The organism is Naumannella huperziae (genome assembly GCF_054073625.1).
Window position 1 is genome coordinate 146,067 of record NZ_JBSXPH010000001.1, and the last position, 17,786, is coordinate 163,852.

A 17,786-nucleotide genomic window follows, 5' to 3' on the forward strand; every position below is an offset into this window, starting at 1 on the left:
CGATATCCTGCCCGCGATGCCTGCTCAGTTGCTTTCCGGCCGCCCCGTCGCCGATGCCGTCTTCGCCGAGATCCGCCCCCGCATTGCCGCCCTGCGCGAGGCCGGTCATCCGGTCGGGCTGGGCACCCTGCTCGTCGGTTCGGACGACGCCTCGGCCGGCTACATCCGGATGAAGATCGACAAGGCCGAGGAGCTGGGCATGACCGCCCCGCACATCCACCTCGGCGACGACGCGAGCCAGGCCGAGGTCGAGGATGCGGTACGCGCGCTGAACCAGGACCCCGAGGTGACCGGCGTACTCGTCCAACATCCGACCCCGCCGCAGATCGACTTCGAGGCCGCCATGCTGCGCGTCGACCCGGACAAGGACGTCGACGGCCTGCACCCGGTGAACATGGGCCGGCTCGCGCTCGGCATGCCCGGCATGGTCGCGTGTACGCCGGCGGGGATCGAGCGCCTGCTCGCCCACCACGGGATCGAGGTCTCCGGACGCGATGTCTGCATCCTCGGCCGCGGCACGACGCTCGGCCGGCCGCTCGCCCTGCTGTTGTCGCAGAAGCGGCCGACGGCGAATGCGGCGGTGACCGTGGTGCACACCGGCGTACCGGACTGGGCCGAGCACACCCGCCGGGCCGACATCGTGATCGCCGCCGTCGGCGTGCCGGGGATCGTCCGGCCCGAGCACGTGCGGCCGGGTGCGGTGGTCGTCAGCGGCGGAGTGCGGTACGCCGGTCGCAAACTGCTGCCCGACGTGGACGAGTCCGTCGCCGAGGTGGCCGGCGCGATCACCCCCCGGATCGGCGGCGTCGGCCCGACCACCATCGCCATGTTGTTCAAGAACTGTGTGGACGCCGCGGAGCGGCTGGCCGCAGGCGGTGCGTAGAGCCGGGACGGGCCGGCGCCGGGTCCACCCGATCGCCTGCTGATCACGGAGTCGGACAACGCCGTCGAGGCCCACGGGAAACGCGGAGCTATCCCGCGTGGCGACGATGTGCTGAACGATCGGGCTGGCATAGCATCCTGCCCGTGGGCGACGACGATGCGCTTGAACGCCGCTCAGTCGTGGCGGGAGCACATGGCGGGGTGGTGCCCTTCGCCCGAAGCTGGGTTCTCTCGCTCGGGCCTCCCGCGATCTTGTCCAAGTCGATCGGCTCGTTCTGGGTCCAGCGGGCGCTCGGCCCCGCCGCCTTGTGGCACGATCCGTGCCTCGAGGTCCGGGTCGCAGGAGATCACGACCGCGGGATGGCACTGCTCGGACTGGCCATCGATCCCGACCTCACCGATCAGACCGACCTGATCGACCGCCTGTCGGCGGCCTGGCGCGCGGGCAGCCTCGATGATCATCTCGACCGGCTCAATGGCCGCTGTGTCTGTGCGTACTGGAACGCAGACGGCTTCTGGCTCCAGTCGGATGCGGTCGCCATGCGCGGGATCTACTGGCACGCACACGAACCCGTCGCCGGCGGCAACTCGCGATTGGTCGCCGAAGCCGTCGATGACGTGCGGCCCTCCTACTACGGCCAGCGGGAGACCTCACCCAAGGTGTGGACCACGCCGGGACGGCGCACCCAGATGCTGAATGTCTGGCGCCTCGGCCCGAACGTGGAACTGGAGCTCCGCGGCCGCACGGCGAGGCGGGTCGGCCCCGTGCCCCACACGCCATCCACGGTCGACGACGCCGCCGACAAGGTGCGGGACGAAGCGGGCCGGTTCCTTGATCAACTGTGCCGCACGGAACGGCCGATCGTCGCCTCGCTCACGGCGGGGTTCGACAGTCGGGTCACCTTGGCACTGACCAGACGCACGGCGGAGCGGATGTCGTGGTTCACCTACCAGCTCGAGCGGCCCACCATGCAGGCCGACGTGGACCGTGACGTGACCGTGGCGACCGAGCTGGCGGCGCGATTCGGGCTCGACCATCGGGTCCTGGACCTGTCCGACTCCTGGCCGACGAAGGCGCAAGCGGCCATCTTCGCGAGAAACACGCATCGCCAACACGGCCGACAGGTGTCGGTGAAGTACGCGGCGACGTTCCCGCTGGACGCGATCCACGTGCGATCGAACCTCTACGAGCTCGGCCGTTTCTACTACGGCGCGTTCCCGATCGACGCACCGATCGCGGAATGGATGGCGACCCGCTTGCTCAAGGGACGGTCGGTCGACGCCTCCATCATCGCCGACTACTCCGACCAGTTGCACTTCTCCGACTACGCCGCCGTGCCCGAGGAGTACGCGGTGCAGGACATGTTCTACTGGGAGACCCGCCTGGGCGGCTGGATGCAGAACATGCTGATCGAGTCCGACGTCGCCTTCGACACCGTCATCCCGATCAATTCGCGTCGAATCATCCGCACCCTGTTGTCCGTGCCGACGAAGCAGCGTGCCGAGTGGGAGACCTTCCACGCCATCATCCGCGGCGCGTGGCCCGAGGTTCTCGAATACCCGATCAACGGGCGTCGGATCTGATCCCCGCGATCGTGATCGTTCGACGCCGGGGTCACAGCCAGTCGAGGTGCGGCGCGGCGAGGGCGTACCCGACGAAGGAGGCGATGTCGAGCAGGGTGTGCGCGACGACGAGCGGGCCGATCCGCTTCCAGCGGTAGTAGAGCAGCCCGAAGATCAACGCCATCAGGAAGTTCGCGACGCCCTGCCCGAATCCCTGATAGAGGTGGTACCCGCCGCGGATCACCGCGGCCAGCAGCCACATCTGCCACCACGCCCAGCCGAGCTGGCGGGCCCGGATCAGCAGGTAGCCGATCATCACGACCTGCTCGAGTACGCCGTTCTGGGCCGCGGCCAGTACCAGCACCGGAATCGACCACCAGGCATCGGACAGGTTCGCTGCGGCGATGGTGGTGTTCAAGCCGAGCTGGCGCGCCGCGAGATAGAACCCCAGTCCGGGGATGCCGATCGCGGCGAAGATCAACACGCCACGACTGAGATCGAAGCCGGGCCGACGAAGATCAAATCCCAGCGCGCGGCGCGGAGTCATGCCCCAGACCATCGGTCCGGCACGGAATACCAACAGATAGAGCACCAGCGCCACCGGCGCCAGCGCGAAGATGATCTGGGCGAGCTGATAGGCAAGATCGAGCCACGGCCGGTCCGGAGTGATCGCCTGGTTCATCGACGTCGTCTGCTCCGACAACGCCTCCGGCCGGGTCAGGCGCTCGATCAGGTTCAGGACGGCATAGGTCGCCGAGCGCCCGAGCGACAGCGCCAGGACGATCGCGATCTCGATGCCGAAACCGCGGGTGGCGCGATCGTCAGTTGCGGTCAACGAGGCCCCGCACGAAGAGCCCGAGATTGGCGGGCTTCTCGGCCATCCGGCGGACCAGATAGCCGTACCAGTCCGTGCCGTAGGGCACATAGATCCGCATCCGGTGGCCGAGCCCCGCCAGCTTGGCCTGGGCATTCGGGCGTACCCCGCGCAGCATCTGGAACTCGAAGTCGTCATTGCCGCGACCGGCGCGCTGCGCGATGTCCTGGGCGACCGCGATCAGCCGCGGCGAGTGGGTGGCGACCATCGGATAGCCCTCGCCGTACATCAGCACCTTCAGGCAGCGCACATAGGACAGCTCGACATCGCGTTCATCGGGGTAGGCCACGGACTCCGGCTCGGCATAGGCGCCCTTGCACAGGCGTACCCGCGAGCCGGCGTGGGTCAGGTCGCGGCAGTCGGCCTCGCTGCGCCGCAGGTACGCCTGGATCACCGCCCCGGTGTCGGGAAAGTCGGCGCGCAACTCGCGCAGGATGCCCAGCGTCGAGTCGGTGGTGGTGTGGTCCTCCATGTCCAGGGTCACCGTCGTGCCCGCCTCGCGGGCGGCCTGACAGATCTGGCGGGCGTTGTCGAGCGCGACCTTCTCGCCGTCCCGACCGAGGAACTGTCCGATGGCCGACAGCTTCAGCGACACCTCGACCCGATCGGCGATGCCCGCCTCGGCCAGGGCGGCCAGCGCGCCGACATACTCCCAGGTGACCGCCGCGGCCTGCCCCAGATCGGCGGTGTCCTCGCCCAGGTAGTCCACGGTGCCCAGCAGCCCGTCGTCGGTCAGCCGCCGACACACCTCCACCATCTGCGGTGTCGTCTCGCCGGCCACGAATCGATCCACCACGGACCGGGTCATCGGCAGCCGGGTGGCGATATCGCGCACACCCTTCGCCCGGGACAACATGATCAGAAACTGGTTGGCCACCTCAGTCCTTCCCGGCCGGGCCCGCGGCCTGTGTCGTACTCGGCCACGCGCCGACCGGCGGATGCTAGCGCGCGGCGGGAACCTTCGGGGGTGCACCCGCCGCGAGATGGGTACGCGTGAACGCCAGCGCCTCGCCGAGGTCATTCTCGCGCTGCTCGCGGCTGCCGCTGCGGCGGGTGTTCACCTCCAGCACCACCTGCCCGGCGTACCCCTCCGCGGCCAGCAGTTGCAACACCCGGTCGGCCTGCTGGTCGCCGTGCCCGGGCAGCAGGTGCTCGTCCTTGATCGATCCGCGGCCGTCGGTCAGGTGCACGTGCTGCAGCCGCGGGCCCCAGGCGCGGGCCAGCTCGACCGAGCTCTGATGGGCGGTCGAGGCGTGCGACAGGTCGAGTGTCAGGTGATCGAAATCGTGGTGGGTCGGATCGAAACCGGGCTTGTAGGCCTTGAACTTGCGGCCGCCGTGCAGCCCCTGTTTCGGCGCCCGCCACGGGTACATGTTCTCGACGCAGAACTTCACGCCGGTCTCCTCGTGCAGCTCCCGAACCCCACGAACGAACGTCTCGGCGTACCCCCGCTGCCAGCGAAACGGCGGATGCACCACGACCACGTCGGTGCCGAACCGCTGCGCGGCGCGCGCGGATCGGCGCAGCTTCTCCCACGAATCGGTGCCCCAGGTGCGGACGGTGAAGATCAGACAGGGCGCATGGATCGACAAGATCGGCACCTGGTGGTAGTCGCGCAGCCGCTCGACCTCGTCCTCGCTCACCGACGCGGCGTCGATGCCGACCATGATCTCCACGCCGTCGTAGCCGAGCCGGCCCGCCAGCTCGAATGCCGTCGCGGTGCCCTCGGGGTAGACCGAGGAATTGGAGAGCCCGACCGGATTCGGCCGGCGCCGGGGAACCGAACCGTTGCCCGCGGCCGTGGCCGTGGCCGGTGCCGCACCGTCCGGGGTTGCCGCGGTGTCGCCGGCGCTGTCCGGGCCGTAGCTGTGGCTCACCGGTCCAGACTAGCCCGCGCCGTTGGTCAGGTGATCCATGTGCCGCAGCAGTACGCCCTCGCGCAGCGCCCACGGGCACAGCTCGAGCCGATCCACGCCGGCGAGGTCCATCACGGCGTCGGCCACGACCGCGCCGGCCAGCAGTTGGCCCGCCCGGCCGGCGGAGACGCCGGGCAGCTTGGCCCGCTCGGCCGGCTTCATCTCGGCGAGCCTGGGCAACCACTCGGCGAGTTCGGCGCGATCCAGGAACCGCGGCACGAACGGCCCTTCGCTGCTCGGCGCCGCTCCGGTCAGCCGCCCGAGGGTTCGGAAGGTCTTCGACGTGCCGACCGCACGGTCGTAGGGGCCGCGCCGCGACAGATCGCCGATCACCGCCCCGATCCCGGCCCGCACGTGGCGGCGCATCCCGGCCAGGTCGGTGCCGAACTCCCGGGTCAGCCGGCCGGCACCGAGCGGCACCGAGAGGGCGATCTCGGGATCCTCGTCGGGGCCGCCGGCGATCTCCAGCGAGCCGCCGCCGATGTCGAAGACGGCGAGCCGTCCGGCCGACCAGCCGAACCACCGGCGTACCGCGAGAAACGTCACCCGCGCCTCGTCCCGGCCGGTCATCACCTCCAGGTCGAGCCCGGTGCGACGGCGTACCGCCTCGAGCACCTGCTCGCCATTGGTCGCCTCCCGGATCGCCGAGGTGCAGAACGCGAGCAGGTCGGCGCAGCCGGAGTCCTCCGCGCGTCGCTGGGCCTGCTCGATCGTGGCGACGAGGGCGTCGACGGCGGCCGGGGCGATCCGGTTGTCGTCATCGATGTGCTCGGACAACCGCAGCACCCACTTGTCGGAGGCCGCCGGGGCGGGCGCACCGCCGTGGCGCGCGTCCACCACAAGAAGATGCACGGTGTTGGAACCGACATCGAGTACGCCGAGCCGCATGGCCGCTCACCCTAGCGTTGATCATCGGCGACGGGGCTGGGCACCGTTACGCTGGCCGGCATGCCCGAGGTGTCGTCCAACTTCCCCCGCGCCTTCGTCGAGTTCGCCGACCCGGCCGATGACGAGCAGGTGTTCCGGTGCGACCTGACCTGGCTGACCTCGCGCTGGAACTGCATCTTCGGGCAGGGCTGTCCCGGGATCTATGCCGACGCGCCCGATGTCGGGTGTTGCACGCTCGGCGCGCATTTCGCCGACCGCGACGACGAGCGGCGGGTGGCGAAGGCGGTGAAGCGGCTGACACCGGAGCTGTGGCAGTTCCGCAAGGAGGGCAGGCGCGGCGGCTGGGTCGAGGAGGAGGCCTCCGACGACGGCTCGGTCGAGCGCAAGACGCGGGTGGTGGACGGCGCCTGCATCTTCCACAACCGCCCGGGTTTCCCGGCGGGCTCGGGCTGTGCGCTGCACCTGCTCGCGATCGAGGAGGGCCGCAGCTTCGTCGAGACGAAGCCGGACGTCTGCTGGCAACTGCCGATCCGCCGGCAGTTCCGCGAGGTCGAGCGCAATGACGGAACCTCCTACACCGAGGTCTCGATCGGTGAGTACGTCCGCGAGGGCTGGGGTCCCGGCGGCCACGACCTGGACTGGTACTGCACCTCGAACACCGAGGCGCACGGCGGCAAGGAGCCGGTCTATCTGGCCAATGCCGACGAGCTGACCGAGCTGATGGGTTCGCAGGGGTACGCCGAACTGGTCGGGCACTGCGAGCGCTTCGAGGCCGCCCGCGGTGCCGGGATGCGCCATCCGGCCACCGTCCGGCGCCGCTGATCGGCCCGGCCGGCGGGCACCGTCGGGCGCCGCGAGAACGTGGCGCGTATCACATCGCTCCGCCGGCTCGAAGCGACCCCGGAAATCTGGCCGAAACGTTCCCGGCCACAATGACGGTCATGCGTGTGGACCATCTTTCCTTTGCCGCCGGTCCGGACGGTCTCCAGGCCACGGCGGATCAGCTCAGCAAGACACTCGGCACCGACTCCCGAGACGGTGGTTTCCACCCGCGGTTCGGCACCCGGAACCGGCTCATCCCGCTGACCGACTCCCGCTACGTCGAGGTCGTGGAGGTCCTTGATCATCCGGCGGCGGAGAAGGCGCCCTACGGCCAGATCGTCCGCGCCCGCTCCGAGCTCGGCGGCGGCTGGATCGGCTGGGTGGTCTCGGTCGACGATCTCTCCCCCTTCGAGGACCGGCTCGGCCGTGAGTCCGTGCCGGGCAGCCGCCACCTGCCGGACGGCCGCAAGCTGGAGTGGCGCCAGATCGGCGTCAAGGGCACCCAGGCCGACCCGCAGTTGCCGTTCTTCCTGAGCTGGTTGAGCGAGGCCTCGGTGCTGCCGAGCGCGCTGCACAGCGAGGTGAAGCTGATCAAGCTCGACATCGCCGGCGATCGGGCGCGGCTGGAGGACTGGATGGGCGGCCCGGTCGACTCGTTGATGGCCGATCTGGAGATCGACTGGGTCGCGCCGAACGGGCAGCCCGGGATCCTGGCCGCGCACTTCGAGACCCCTGCCGGGCCGGTCCGGCTGTGAGCGGAGTCCGGATCCGGCCGGCGATCGCCGCGCTGCCGCCCTACCGCCCGGGCAAGCCCGCCCCGCTCGGGCCGGGCGGGGTGTCGTGGAAGTTGTCCAGCAACGAGAATCCCTATCCGCCGCTGCCGGGAGTGCTCACCGAGGCGCATGCCGCGCTGGAGCGGATGAACCGCTACCCGGACATGGCGAATGTCGACCTGACGGCGGCGCTCGCCGAGGATCTTCGCGTCGCGCCGGACCAGTTGGCGCTCGGCACGGGGTCGGTGTCGGTGATCGGACACCTGGTCGGCGCGGTGTGCGAACCGGGCGACGAGGTGATCTTCGCGTGGCGGTCGTTCGAGGCGTATCCGATCACGGTGCTGAGTCACGGCGCGGTGCCCGTGCAGGCGCCGCTCGGCCCGGGAGCCGTGCATGATCTTGACCGAATGCGCGAGGCGATCACCGACCGGACCAGGGTGATCATGATCTGCACGCCGAACAACCCGACGGGTCCGACGGTGCCGCAGGCCGAGTTGGAGGCGTTCATCGCGGATGTCCCCGATCACGTGTTGATCATGATCGACGAAGCCTATGTCGAGTTCGTCACGGACCCGAAAGCGGCGCGCGGGCTGGAGCTGGCCGAGCGCTACCCGAATGTGGTCGTGCTGCGGACGTTCTCCAAGGCATACGGCCTGGCCGGCCTGCGGGTCGGATTCTGTGTGGGTACGCCGGAAGTCGCCGCGGCGGCGCGGGCGCTGACCCCGGCCTTCTCGGTGTCCCTGCCGGCCCAGGTCGCCGCGGCGGCATCGCTGGCCGCGAAGGCGGAGTTGTTGGAGCGGGTGACGGCGATCGTCGCGGAGCGGGAAACGCTCGGCGCCGGCCTGCGCGATGCGGGCTTCGAGGTCCCGGACAGCCAGGGCAATTTCGTCTGGCTGCCCGCGGGTGAGCGGACCGCCGAGTGGGGCGAGACGTTCACCGCCGCCGGGATCATGGTCCGCAGCTACCTCGCCGGCGATGCGTTCGACGGCATCCGGATCACGGTCGGCGAGCCCGAGGCCAACCGGCTCGCCGTCGAGGTGGCCCGCACGCTGCCGCGCTGACCGGGCGAGACGAGCACGGCCGGTATCGCTACTTGGTCTGGTTGGGATGCCGAGTGTGCACGTTCTCGAGCACGACGGTGCGCTCGGTCACGAAGTACCAGATCCGCGCACCTCCGGAGAGCTCATATTGTCTGCGTTGGTGTGCCCGGCCGTCCCGCTCGATGTCGGCCAGCGCACCCCTCAGCGGGTGCATCGTGGGCGTGATCGCGTTCGGGTCCCGGACCAGGTCATCCCAGGCTTCCGCCAACCTGTTGCGCTGGTTGGCCAGCAGCGCCTGCCACCCGCGCTCGGCCTGCCGCGTGCCGAACACGATGGCGTACTCGGTGGTCCGAACCGGCCTGGGGACCGCGCCCTTCCTTCCCACGTCGGCCCCTGCTCAGGGCCGCTCGACCGGCAAGGGCTCGGCGAGCCAGTCGAGTTCCGTGGCGCGCAGGCCTTCGGCCAGGGCAATCGCGGTGGATCGCCACGAGGCCAGCTCGGCTACGGCCAGATGCGCGCGTCCCGTCGCGAACGCCGCCCTGGACGCCTCGACCAGAGCTCCGGCGCACCGCTCCCGATCGTCCGCATCGAGGGCGAGCATCCAGTCGAAGCGCTCGGCGAACCGATCCCCGAGCGAATCTTCGCCGGCGCGGGTGGTGATCGCGATGATCTGCCCGGCCAGGGCGAGCAACTCATCGCGCTCGTCGGACTCGTCGGCAGACATCAGCACCAGCGGTCGCCCATCGCGACGGGTCACCTCCACGGGCGCGTCTTCGGCCGCGTCGAACACGGGCGCGGGATGACGGGACAACTCAGACGACTGGAACATCTTGCGGCGACCGGACATGGCATCACCTTACTTCAGAACACAATCAGAAGATGAATCGCATCGGGGCCAGCGGGTCATGACGCGCGTCGCCGCCCCGGGAAGCCGAGCTCCTCCATCGCCTCCATCACGGTGGCGACCGGCTTGATCGTGATGCCGAGGCGCTCGTCGCGGTGACCGCGGCCGGGCGGCAGGTCGAGGCTGGCGGGCACGATCGCGGTGTCGAAGCCGAGCCGGCCGGCCTCGGCGATCCGCCGCTCGAGCCCGGGCACCCGGCGCAGCTCGCCGGCCAGCCCGATCTCGCCCAGCGCGACCACCCGGCCGACCCCGACCGGCGCGGCGTCGACGTAGCTGGAGGCGATGGAGACCGCGAGCGCGAGGTCGGCGCTCGGCTCGGTGACCCGCGCCCCGCCGACCGACGAGGCGTGGCAGTCCTGGTTGTGCAGCGGCATCCGGCAGCGCTTCTGCAGCACCGCCAACACCATCGCCAGGCGCTGCCGGTCCAGGCCGGCACTGACCCGGCTGGGATTCTGCTGCGGGGTCGGGGTGACCAGCGCCTGGACCTCCGCCAGCAGCGGCCGGCGGCCCTCCATGGTCACCGTGATCGCCGTGCCGGGCACCGCCACCGACTGCGAGACGAACAGGCCCGAGGGATCGGGCACCTCGGCGATCCCGGCGTCGACGAGCTCGAAACAGCCGACCTCGTCGGCCGGCCCGAAACGGTTCTTCGAGGCCCGCACCATCCGGAAGCCCGAGTGCCGGTCGCCCTCGAACGCCAACACGACGTCGACCAGGTGCTCCAGCAGCCGCGGACCGGCGATACTGCCGTCCTTGGTGACGTGACCGATGATCAGCACCGCCATCCCGCGCGACTTGGCGATCCGCACCAGCGCGCCCGTCACCTCGCGGACCTGGGTCACGCCGCCGGGCGAGCCGTCGGCATCCGGCGTACCGATCGTCTGCACCGAGTCGACCACCAGCAGGCTCGGGTCGGTCTGCTCGATGTGGCCGAGCACCGTGCCGAGATCGGTCTCCGCGGCCAGATACAGCTCGTCGGCGAGGGCATCGGTACGCCCCGCGCGCAGGCGCACCTGCGCCGCCGATTCCTCGCCCGAGACATAGAGGGTGCGCCGCCCGGCGCGCGCCCAGCGCGCCGCAACCTCCAGCACCAGCGTCGACTTTCCGACGCCGGGCTCTCCCGCGAGCAGCACGACCGCCCCCGGCACCAGGCCGCCACCGAGCACCCGGTCCAGTTCGCCGACGCCGGTCAGCGCCCGGGCCGACCCCTCGCTCGGCACCCGGGCGATCGGCACCGCGCCCGAGGTGGGCGCCTGGGCGCGCACCTCACGCAGCTTCGGTGCGCCGACCTCCTGCACGCTCCCCCACGCCTGGCACTCCCCGCACCGACCGACCCAGCGCACGGTGGCCCACCCGCACTCGCTGCACCTGAAACCCGGTTTCGCCGCTGCCTTCGCCATGGGTTGCACCCTAGGTCGTGCCACCGACATCGCCGGCCGCTCGGCGCGCCGGGCGCCGCGTCAGTCCTTGATGGCGCCCTCGGAGATCCCCGCCACGACGAAGCGCTGCAGCACGATGAACCCGATCACGATCGGCAGGGCGATCACGGTCGACACCGCCATCAGATTCGTCCACTGGGTGCCGAACTGTGCGATGAAGCGGTTCAGTACCACCGTGACCGGCTGGGTGGCGTCGCTGGTGGCCAGGGTCAGGCCGAAGACGAACTCACCCCAGGTCATCACGAAGGTCAGCGTCGCGACCATGATCAACCCCGGCCGGACCAGCGGCAGCCCGATCTGCAGGAATGCCCGCCACCCGGTGCAGCCGTCCAGCATCCCGGCCTCGATCAGATCCTGCGGAATGCCCAGCATGTAGGGCCGCAGCATGATCACCGCGAACGGCAGCGCCAGGGAGGTGTTCGCGATCACCAGTCCGGCGTAACTGTCGACGAGCCCCCATTCGCTGAAGATCGCGAACATCGGCAGCGCGAGGCTGATCGTCGGCAACATCTGCGCCAGCAGCATCAACAAGATCACCGCCCCGGCGGCGCGCAACCTGAAACGGGCCAGGCCATAGGCGGCGGGCACGGCCAGCAGCAGGGTCAGCACCAGGGTCGGCACGGTGATCGCGATGGAGGACCGGATCCCCTGGAGCACCGCCTCGTTGTCCAGTACCGCATCGACGTAGGCCTGGGTCGTCGGGGGGTTCGGCACCAGGGCCGGCGGGATGGCGAACACGTCCTCGCTGCGTTTGAGCGACGTGGCGACCATCCAGTAGACCGGCACCAGGTACACCAGCGCGACCAGCAGTCCGACGACCTGCACCACGCGGGCGCGCATCATCGGACGTCCTCGCTACGGGTGGCGCGGAAGTAGAGCAGCGCGAGCACCGTCGGGATGATCAGCATCAGCGTGTTGATCGCGGCGCCGCTGCCGAGATCGAAGCTCACGAACGCTTGCTGGTACGCCATGATCGGCAGCACCGTCGTGGCATCGCCCGGGCCACCGCGGGTCATGATGAAGATCGTGTCGAAGGTCCGGAAGGTGTAGATGAAGCCGAGCAGCGCGACCACCAGGGTCACCGGGCGCAGCAGCGGCAGCGTCACGGCGAAGAACCGCCGGATCGCCCCGGCGCCGTCCAGCGCGGCTGCCTCGTGCAGGCTCGCCGGGATGCCCTGCAGCCCGGCCACCAGCAGCAGCATCGCGAAGGGCGCCATCGTCCAGGCCGTGGCGATGATCACCGCGAGCAGCGCGGTGTCGGGGTTGCCCAGCCAGAACACGGGGGCGCGGATGATCCCGATCCGCAGCAAGAGCTCGTTGAACAGGCCGTAGGAGCCGTCGAGCAGCCATCGCCAGACATTGGCGCCGACCACCGACGGCAGCACATACGGCAGGAACAGCATGGCTCGGATCAGGTTGCGGCCCGGATAGGGGCGCTGCAGCAACAACGCCAGTGCCATCCCGATGATCAACATCAAGACGATGGTGCCCAGGGTGTAGATCAGCGATGTCCGCAGCCCGACCCACAGGCTGCCGTCGGCCAGCACCGTGGCGTAGTTGGCGGCGCCGATGTAGGAGAGCCGACCCGCGACGAAGTTCTGCATCGTCGCGTCGTAGAGGCTCAGGCTGACGTTGTAGTAGAGCGGGTAGATCGTGGTGGCGGCGACGAACAGCACCGCCGGCGCCAGATAGAGATAGCGGCCGAGCCCGCGCGTTCGCGGCCGCCTGCGGCGCTCGGGCACTGCCGGCGCTGTGCTGGTCACCGCAGACCTCAGGCCAGCGCCTTGTCCACGGTCGCCTGCGCCCGCGCGAGCGCATCCGCCGGGGAACTGCTACCGGAAAGGGCCGCCTGCAAGGCGCCCTGGGCCGCGGTGAAGATCTCGGCGGATGCCGGCGCGGTCTCCTCGTCCGGCGCCCAGGCGACATCCAACTGATCCACGAAGACCCGGATCGTCGGGTCGGACCACTGCGGGTCCTCGGCAGTGTCCGAACGCACCGGCAGCTTGTTGCGTTCCGGCAGGTATTCGTTCATCACCTCCGGTCGCTGCAACCAGGTGATCAACTCCCAGGCGGCGTCGGGATTGCCCGAGTCGCGGGTGATCGTCAGATTCTCCGCGGAGAGGAAGGACACCTGCTCCCGATCGGCCGGCATCGGAGCCACCCGCAGGTCGACGCCGGCTTCGCGCAGTCCCGACAGGTAGGACGCGCTGTTGATCATCATCGCCGCCGTGCCGTTCTGGAACTGGGTCGTGACATCGTCCTCGATCCAGGTCAGCACGCCCTCGCTCACCGCCCCGGACTCGACCATGCCGCGCAGCGACTCCAACGCCGCCAGTCCGGCCTCGGAGTCGAGCTTGCGGATGTCGCCACCCGCGGCCAGGAAACGCAGGATGAACGCGGTCGAGCCCTCGACACCCTCGATCCCGCTGAACGCGAGCCCGCTCACGCCGTCCTTGGCGACCGAGCCGGCGGCGCGCTCGACGTCGGCCCAGGTCTCGACGCCCGCATCCGGCAGCAGCTCGTTGTTGATCCACAGCGAATAGGTGTCGGCCACGTGCGGGACGGCGTAGGTCGCCCCACCGACCTGGGTCGTGGCCCACGGGCCACTGAAGTACTGGTCGCTCTGCCCCCATGTGTTCACCCGGGAGGACAGGTCGGTGATCATCTCCGACTGGGCGAACAGTGCGGTGTCGAAGGCATTGACCAGGGCGATGTCCGGCAGCCCGGCGGCCGTGGCCGCCTGCAGCAGCGTCCGGTTGAAGTCACCGAACGGGATCAGCCGGGGCGTGACCTGCACCCCGGTCTCCTCGCTGTAGCGCGCCAACAGCTTCTCCAGCGGCGCGGTCGCCCCGCCGCCGTAGTAGTGCCAGAAGGTCAGCGAGCCATCGCCCTCGCCGGCGGGCGCCGGGGCGCTTCCGCCCCGCGGCGCGCAGGCACCGAGTGCGCCCGCGGCGGCAGCGCCGAGGGTGGCGGCGAGCAGGGTGCGTCGAGACATGGCAGACAACGGCATCGGGTTCACGTCAGACTCCTTCGGTTGGCGTGGTGATCAGGCGCGCAGTGCGCGCCACAGGTCGGCGACCTGTTCGCGTTGGGGTGCACCGAGGCCGCGGTGCGGAGGACGGGGCTCGCCCATGGCGTACCCGCTGAGGCGGAGCAGTTCCCGCAGGCCGGGCATCACTCCGACGCCGACGAGCGCGGCGACCAGGTCGGTGACACGGCCCTGCAGGGCCCGGGCGGTGGACAGATCTCCGGCGCGGTACGCCCGGAGCAGCTCGGTGTACAGCCCGGGGGCGACGCCGAACGTCGAGCCGATCGCGCCGGCGGCGCCGGCCACCAGGCCGCCCAACAAGACCTCGTCGTGGCCGTTCCAGACGATCAGCGAGCCGCCGCGCAGCCGGGTCAGCCGATTCAGCGTGTAGAGGTCCAGTGAGGTGAACTTGACGCCGGCCACCGACGCCGGAGCGACCATTTCGGCGAGGAACGCCAGGTCGAACTCGACCCCGGACCGCTTGGGGAAGTAGTAGGGGATGAACGGCACCGGCGCCGCGTCGGCCACAGTGGTGAAGTAGCCGAGAAGTTCGGCGCGCTCCAACGGGATCGGCGGTGCGATCGCGGACACGGCGCTCGCGCCCGCGTCAGCGGCGGCCTCGGCGAGTCGAATCGTCGAGGCCGTGTCCGGCGTACCGACATGGGCGATGACCGGCACCTGACCCCCGCATTCGGCGGCCACCGCCGCGATGCAGGCGACGCGCTCGTCGTGGGTCTGCATGATGCCGTCGCCGGTGCTGCCCCCGACGTAGAAGCCGTCGACGCCGGCGTCCAGCAGGTCGCGGGTCAGCGCAGCCAACACGCGCAGGTCGGGCGCACCGTCCGCGGCGTACGGCGTCGGCAGCGCCGGAACGATGCCCTTGGCGCGATCCAGCGGGGCCGGAGCGCTCACGAGGCGTCCTCCCCCGACGTCATCTCGGTCACCCGGGCCTGGATGTCGGTGAAGTGCTCGTCCATTGCCCGGACCGGGTCTCCGTCGCCCCGGAGCGCGCGGACGATCGCGCGGTGCCGCTCGGCGAGATCGTCATAGCGCAGCGGCGGGAGCTCTCGGCGCATCCGGGTGCTGAGCTCCCAGAAGGTGTCGAGCACGTCCAGCACCAATCGGTTGCCGACGACCACATAGAGCGCCCGGTGAAAGCGGCGGTCCTGCTCGGGGAAGGCACGGCCGGCCCGCTCGAGGGCATCCATCTCGTCGACGATCGCGTCCAGCTCGGCCAGTTTGTCGTCGGTCAGCTCGGCGGCGACCCGGTCGATCAGCCCGCGCTCGAGGGCCGCTCGCAGCTCCAGTAGTTCCTTGAGCTCTGCTCCCGAGGCGATGGCCCGGTAGGGCAGCATCCGGATCACCGGATGCAGCGAGAAGGCCTGCACGAACAGGCCCTTTCCCGCGCGGGCCTCCAGCACGCCCATCGACTGCAGGCTCCTGGTCGCCTCGCGCAGCGACCCTCGGCTGACGCCGAGCCGGACCGCCAGCTCGCCCTCCGGCGGGAGCGCGTCACCGGCCCGCAGCCGCTCGTCGGCGATCAGCTCCAGGAGCTGGTCCTGGACGGCCTCGAACAACACCTTCGTCACGCCGTGAACCTATCACATATCTGACAGGTCAGACAGGTCAGACCGGCCGGTCGCCGATTCCGTCCGGGGCGGACCTGATCCGCTGCTACGTTCGATCGCGTGGAGACCCCCGACCCCGAGACGCTGCATCGATATCTGGCGATGCTCGCGCCGGGTACGCCGCTGCGCGACGGCATCGAACGGATCCTCAAGGGCCGCACCGGCGCACTCATCGTGCTCGGCCACAACCGCGCGGTGGACCAGGTCTCGACGGGCGGGTTCAGCATCGATGTGTCCTTCACCCCGACCAAGCTGCGCGAGCTGGCCAAGATGGACGGCGCGATCGTGTTGTCCGGGGAGGCCGAGCGGATCGTCACCGCCGGCGTGCACCTGATGCCCGACGCCTCCTACCCGACCGAGGAGACCGGGACCCGGCATCGCACCGCCGACCGGGTCTCCCAGCAGACCGGCAAGCCGGTGATCACGGTCTCGGCGGCGATGTCGACGATCACGCTCTTCCTGCGCGGAACCACCCGGGTGCTGGAGCGCAGCGAGGTGCTGCTCGCCCGGGCCAATCTCGCCCTGCAGACGATGGAGCGCTACCGCGCCAGGCTGTTCGAGCAGACCAACAAGCTGTCCTCGCTGGAGGTGCAGGACCAGGTCACGGTCAAGGACGTGACCTTCGTCACCCAGCGGCTGGAGATGGTGCGCCGCCTCGACGCCGAGACCGCGGCCTACGTGATCGAGCTCGGTACGCTCGGCCGGCTGCTGGAGATGCAACGCCAGGAGTTGACCGGTCGCCTCGACGAGCTGGGAGACCTGCTCGAGCTCGACTATTCCGATCCGGAGCACCGCATCCACCTGGACGGCCTCACCGAGCTGTCCGCGGCCGACCTGCTGGAACCCGTGCAGGCCGCCCGCGCGCTCGGCTTCGGCGGGAATGATCATCTCGACACCCGGGTGAGCACGCACGGCTACCGCCAGCTCGCCCAGATCAACCGCCTGCCGACCTCTTTCGCGAGCCGACTGATCGATCACTTCGGCAGCCTGCAGGAGCTGTTCGCCGCGACGATCAACGACCTGTTGGCCGTCGAGGGCATCGGCGAGCAGCGGGCCCGGGTGATCCGGGACGGGCTGGTCCGGCTGGCCGAGTCGGCCTATGCCGACCAGATGGACTGACCACCGGAGGACCGGCGCCGTCTGCGAGGCTGTCCGGGTGTCCCGATTCGCCGCCCTGCGGCGCATACCCGCGACCTGGCTGGTGATCGCCGGGATCTGCTCGGTGCAGCTCGGCGCCGCGCTCGGCAAGGGCCTGTTCGGGGTGACCAGCCCGGATGTGATCGTCTGGCTCCGGCTGGCGACCTCCGCGACGCTGCTGCTGCTCATCGCCCGCCCCGGGCTCTCTCGGCGTACCGGTCGGGACTGGCTGCTCGTGCTGGCCTTCGGCGCCTGCCTCGGCACGATGAACTGGGCGATCTACCAGAGCTTCGCCCGAATCCCGCTCGGGCTGGCGGTGACCATCGAGTTCCTCGGACCGCTCGGGGTCGCCCTGATCGGCTCGCGACGGCTGCGGGACGTGACCTGGGTCGTGCTGGCCGCGATCGGCGTCGTGCTGCTCGGCTTCGGCCCGGTCCGGCTCGACCCGATCGGGGTGGGGTACGCCGCACTCGCCGGCGCGTGCTGGGCGGGCTACATCCTGCTCGGCGCCCGCCTCGGCCGCGGCTGGTCGGGGCTGTCCGGGCTGACGGTGGCGAGCGCCTTCGCCGCGCTCGGGATGACCGTGCTGGTGACCGTCCGGGGCGAGCTGACCGAGCTGCAACTGTGGGTCGTCGGCATCGGCATCGCGATCGGCATCCTCTCCTCGGTGATCCCCTACTCGTTGGAGATCACCGCGCTGCGGACCATGCCACCCAAGGTCTTCGGCATCCTGATGAGCCTCGAGCCGGCGGCCGCGGCCGTGTTCGCGCTGGCGCTGCTGGGCGAGGTGCTCGGCGTGATCGAGTGGGTCGCCATCGCCTGCGTCGTGGCCGCAAGCATCGGCGCCACCCGATTCTCTGGCCGATCGAAGTCGATATAGGTATAGTTCGCT

Annotated in this window: 19 protein-coding genes; 7 read left to right on the top strand and 12 right to left on the bottom strand. The window is 70.2% G+C overall.

What is annotated here, in order from left to right; genetic code table 11:
* Positions 1-16: 16 nt before the first annotated feature.
* Together ACXDC7_RS00680 and ACXDC7_RS00685 are read left to right on the top strand one after the other, a co-directional pair.
* On the top strand, positions 17-883 hold the full coding sequence (locus ACXDC7_RS00680; RefSeq protein WP_459220847.1) for a bifunctional 5,10-methylenetetrahydrofolate dehydrogenase/5,10-methenyltetrahydrofolate cyclohydrolase: 867 nt from the start codon (positions 17-19) through the stop codon (positions 881-883).
* A 143-nt stretch (positions 884-1,026) separates the two neighbouring features.
* Positions 1,027-2,466, top strand: coding sequence for a hypothetical protein (locus tag ACXDC7_RS00685; protein WP_459220848.1), 1,440 nt, complete (start codon positions 1,027-1,029; stop codon positions 2,464-2,466).
* Between the two features lie 31 nt (positions 2,467-2,497).
* On the opposite strand, the gene ACXDC7_RS00690 is transcribed toward ACXDC7_RS00685, so the two are convergent.
* From ACXDC7_RS00690 to ACXDC7_RS00705, 4 genes are all read right to left on the bottom strand, one after another.
* Positions 2,498-3,280, bottom strand: a complete 783-nt coding sequence (locus ACXDC7_RS00690) for a CPBP family intramembrane glutamic endopeptidase (RefSeq protein WP_459220849.1) — start codon at positions 3,278-3,280, stop codon at positions 2,498-2,500.
* On the bottom strand, positions 3,267-4,196 hold the full coding sequence (locus ACXDC7_RS00695; protein ID WP_459220850.1) for a proline dehydrogenase family protein: 930 nt from the start codon (positions 4,194-4,196) through the stop codon (positions 3,267-3,269). Before ACXDC7_RS00695 ends, ACXDC7_RS00690 begins: the two co-directional genes overlap by 14 nt.
* Positions 4,197-4,260: 64 nt before the next feature.
* Positions 4,261-5,196 carry a sugar phosphate isomerase/epimerase family protein gene (locus ACXDC7_RS00700; RefSeq protein WP_459220851.1) on the bottom strand — a complete coding sequence of 312 codons (936 nt, stop codon included), beginning with the start codon at positions 5,194-5,196 and terminating at the stop codon, positions 4,261-4,263.
* Between the two features lie 9 nt (positions 5,197-5,205).
* Positions 5,206-6,123: a Ppx/GppA family phosphatase gene (locus tag ACXDC7_RS00705; protein ID WP_179445294.1), complete on the bottom strand. Its 918-nt coding sequence runs from the start codon at positions 6,121-6,123 to the stop codon at positions 5,206-5,208.
* Between the two features lie 60 nt (positions 6,124-6,183).
* Here ACXDC7_RS00705 and ACXDC7_RS00710 point away from each other — a divergent pair, with 60 nt between their 5' ends.
* The 3 genes from ACXDC7_RS00710 (at position 6,184) to hisC (ending at position 8,779) form a co-directional block, all read left to right on the top strand.
* Entirely contained in the window at positions 6,184-6,945 is a 762-nt protein-coding gene (locus ACXDC7_RS00710; protein ID WP_459220852.1) for a hypothetical protein, read from the top strand.
* 119 nt (positions 6,946-7,064) lie between these two features.
* Positions 7,065-7,700, top strand: a complete 636-nt coding sequence (locus tag ACXDC7_RS00715) for a VOC family protein (protein WP_179445293.1) — start codon at positions 7,065-7,067, stop codon at positions 7,698-7,700.
* On the top strand, positions 7,697-8,779 hold the full coding sequence (gene hisC, locus ACXDC7_RS00720; protein WP_459220853.1) for a histidinol-phosphate transaminase: 1,083 nt from the start codon (positions 7,697-7,699) through the stop codon (positions 8,777-8,779). The genes ACXDC7_RS00715 and hisC overlap by 4 nt, the downstream gene beginning before the upstream one ends.
* Positions 8,780-8,807: 28 nt before the next feature.
* On the opposite strand, the gene ACXDC7_RS00725 is transcribed toward hisC, so the two are convergent.
* From ACXDC7_RS00725 to ACXDC7_RS00760, 8 genes are read right to left on the bottom strand one after another with little or no spacing between them, the layout of a single operon-like run.
* Positions 8,808-9,143, bottom strand: a complete 336-nt coding sequence (locus tag ACXDC7_RS00725; protein WP_179445291.1) for a hypothetical protein — start codon at positions 9,141-9,143, stop codon at positions 8,808-8,810.
* A 12-nt stretch (positions 9,144-9,155) separates the two neighbouring features.
* On the bottom strand, positions 9,156-9,605 hold the full coding sequence (locus ACXDC7_RS00730; RefSeq protein WP_179445290.1) for a type II toxin-antitoxin system Phd/YefM family antitoxin: 450 nt from the start codon (positions 9,603-9,605) through the stop codon (positions 9,156-9,158).
* A gap of 56 nt (positions 9,606-9,661) precedes the next feature.
* Entirely contained in the window at positions 9,662-11,062 is a 1,401-nt protein-coding gene (radA, locus tag ACXDC7_RS00735; RefSeq protein ID WP_179445289.1) for a DNA repair protein RadA, read from the bottom strand.
* Between the two features lie 60 nt (positions 11,063-11,122).
* Entirely contained in the window at positions 11,123-11,944 is an 822-nt protein-coding gene (locus ACXDC7_RS00740) for a carbohydrate ABC transporter permease (RefSeq protein WP_459220854.1), read from the bottom strand.
* Positions 11,941-12,864 carry an ABC transporter permease subunit gene (locus ACXDC7_RS00745; protein WP_179445287.1) on the bottom strand — a complete coding sequence of 308 codons (924 nt, stop codon included), beginning with the start codon at positions 12,862-12,864 and terminating at the stop codon, positions 11,941-11,943. The genes ACXDC7_RS00740 and ACXDC7_RS00745 overlap by 4 nt, the downstream gene beginning before the upstream one ends.
* Positions 12,865-12,872: 8 nt before the next feature.
* On the bottom strand, positions 12,873-14,111 hold the full coding sequence (locus ACXDC7_RS00750) for an extracellular solute-binding protein (RefSeq protein ID WP_459222788.1): 1,239 nt from the start codon (positions 14,109-14,111) through the stop codon (positions 12,873-12,875).
* Between the two features lie 36 nt (positions 14,112-14,147).
* Positions 14,148-15,041 (bottom strand): dihydrodipicolinate synthase family protein, encoded by an 894-nt coding sequence (locus tag ACXDC7_RS00755; protein ID WP_459220855.1) that lies wholly within the window; start codon positions 15,039-15,041, stop codon positions 14,148-14,150.
* Positions 15,038-15,718 carry an FCD domain-containing protein gene (locus ACXDC7_RS00760; protein WP_179445284.1) on the bottom strand — a complete coding sequence of 227 codons (681 nt, stop codon included), beginning with the start codon at positions 15,716-15,718 and terminating at the stop codon, positions 15,038-15,040. The genes ACXDC7_RS00755 and ACXDC7_RS00760 overlap by 4 nt, the downstream gene beginning before the upstream one ends.
* Before the next feature lie 99 nt (positions 15,719-15,817).
* Here ACXDC7_RS00760 and disA point away from each other — a divergent pair, with 99 nt between their 5' ends.
* Both disA and ACXDC7_RS00770 read left to right on the top strand, forming a co-directional pair.
* Positions 15,818-16,876 (top strand): DNA integrity scanning diadenylate cyclase DisA, encoded by a 1,059-nt coding sequence (disA, locus tag ACXDC7_RS00765; protein WP_459220856.1) that lies wholly within the window; start codon positions 15,818-15,820, stop codon positions 16,874-16,876.
* Between the two features lie 37 nt (positions 16,877-16,913).
* On the top strand, positions 16,914-17,774 hold the full coding sequence (locus ACXDC7_RS00770) for an EamA family transporter (protein WP_459220857.1): 861 nt from the start codon (positions 16,914-16,916) through the stop codon (positions 17,772-17,774).
* Positions 17,775-17,786 lie beyond the last annotated feature (12 nt).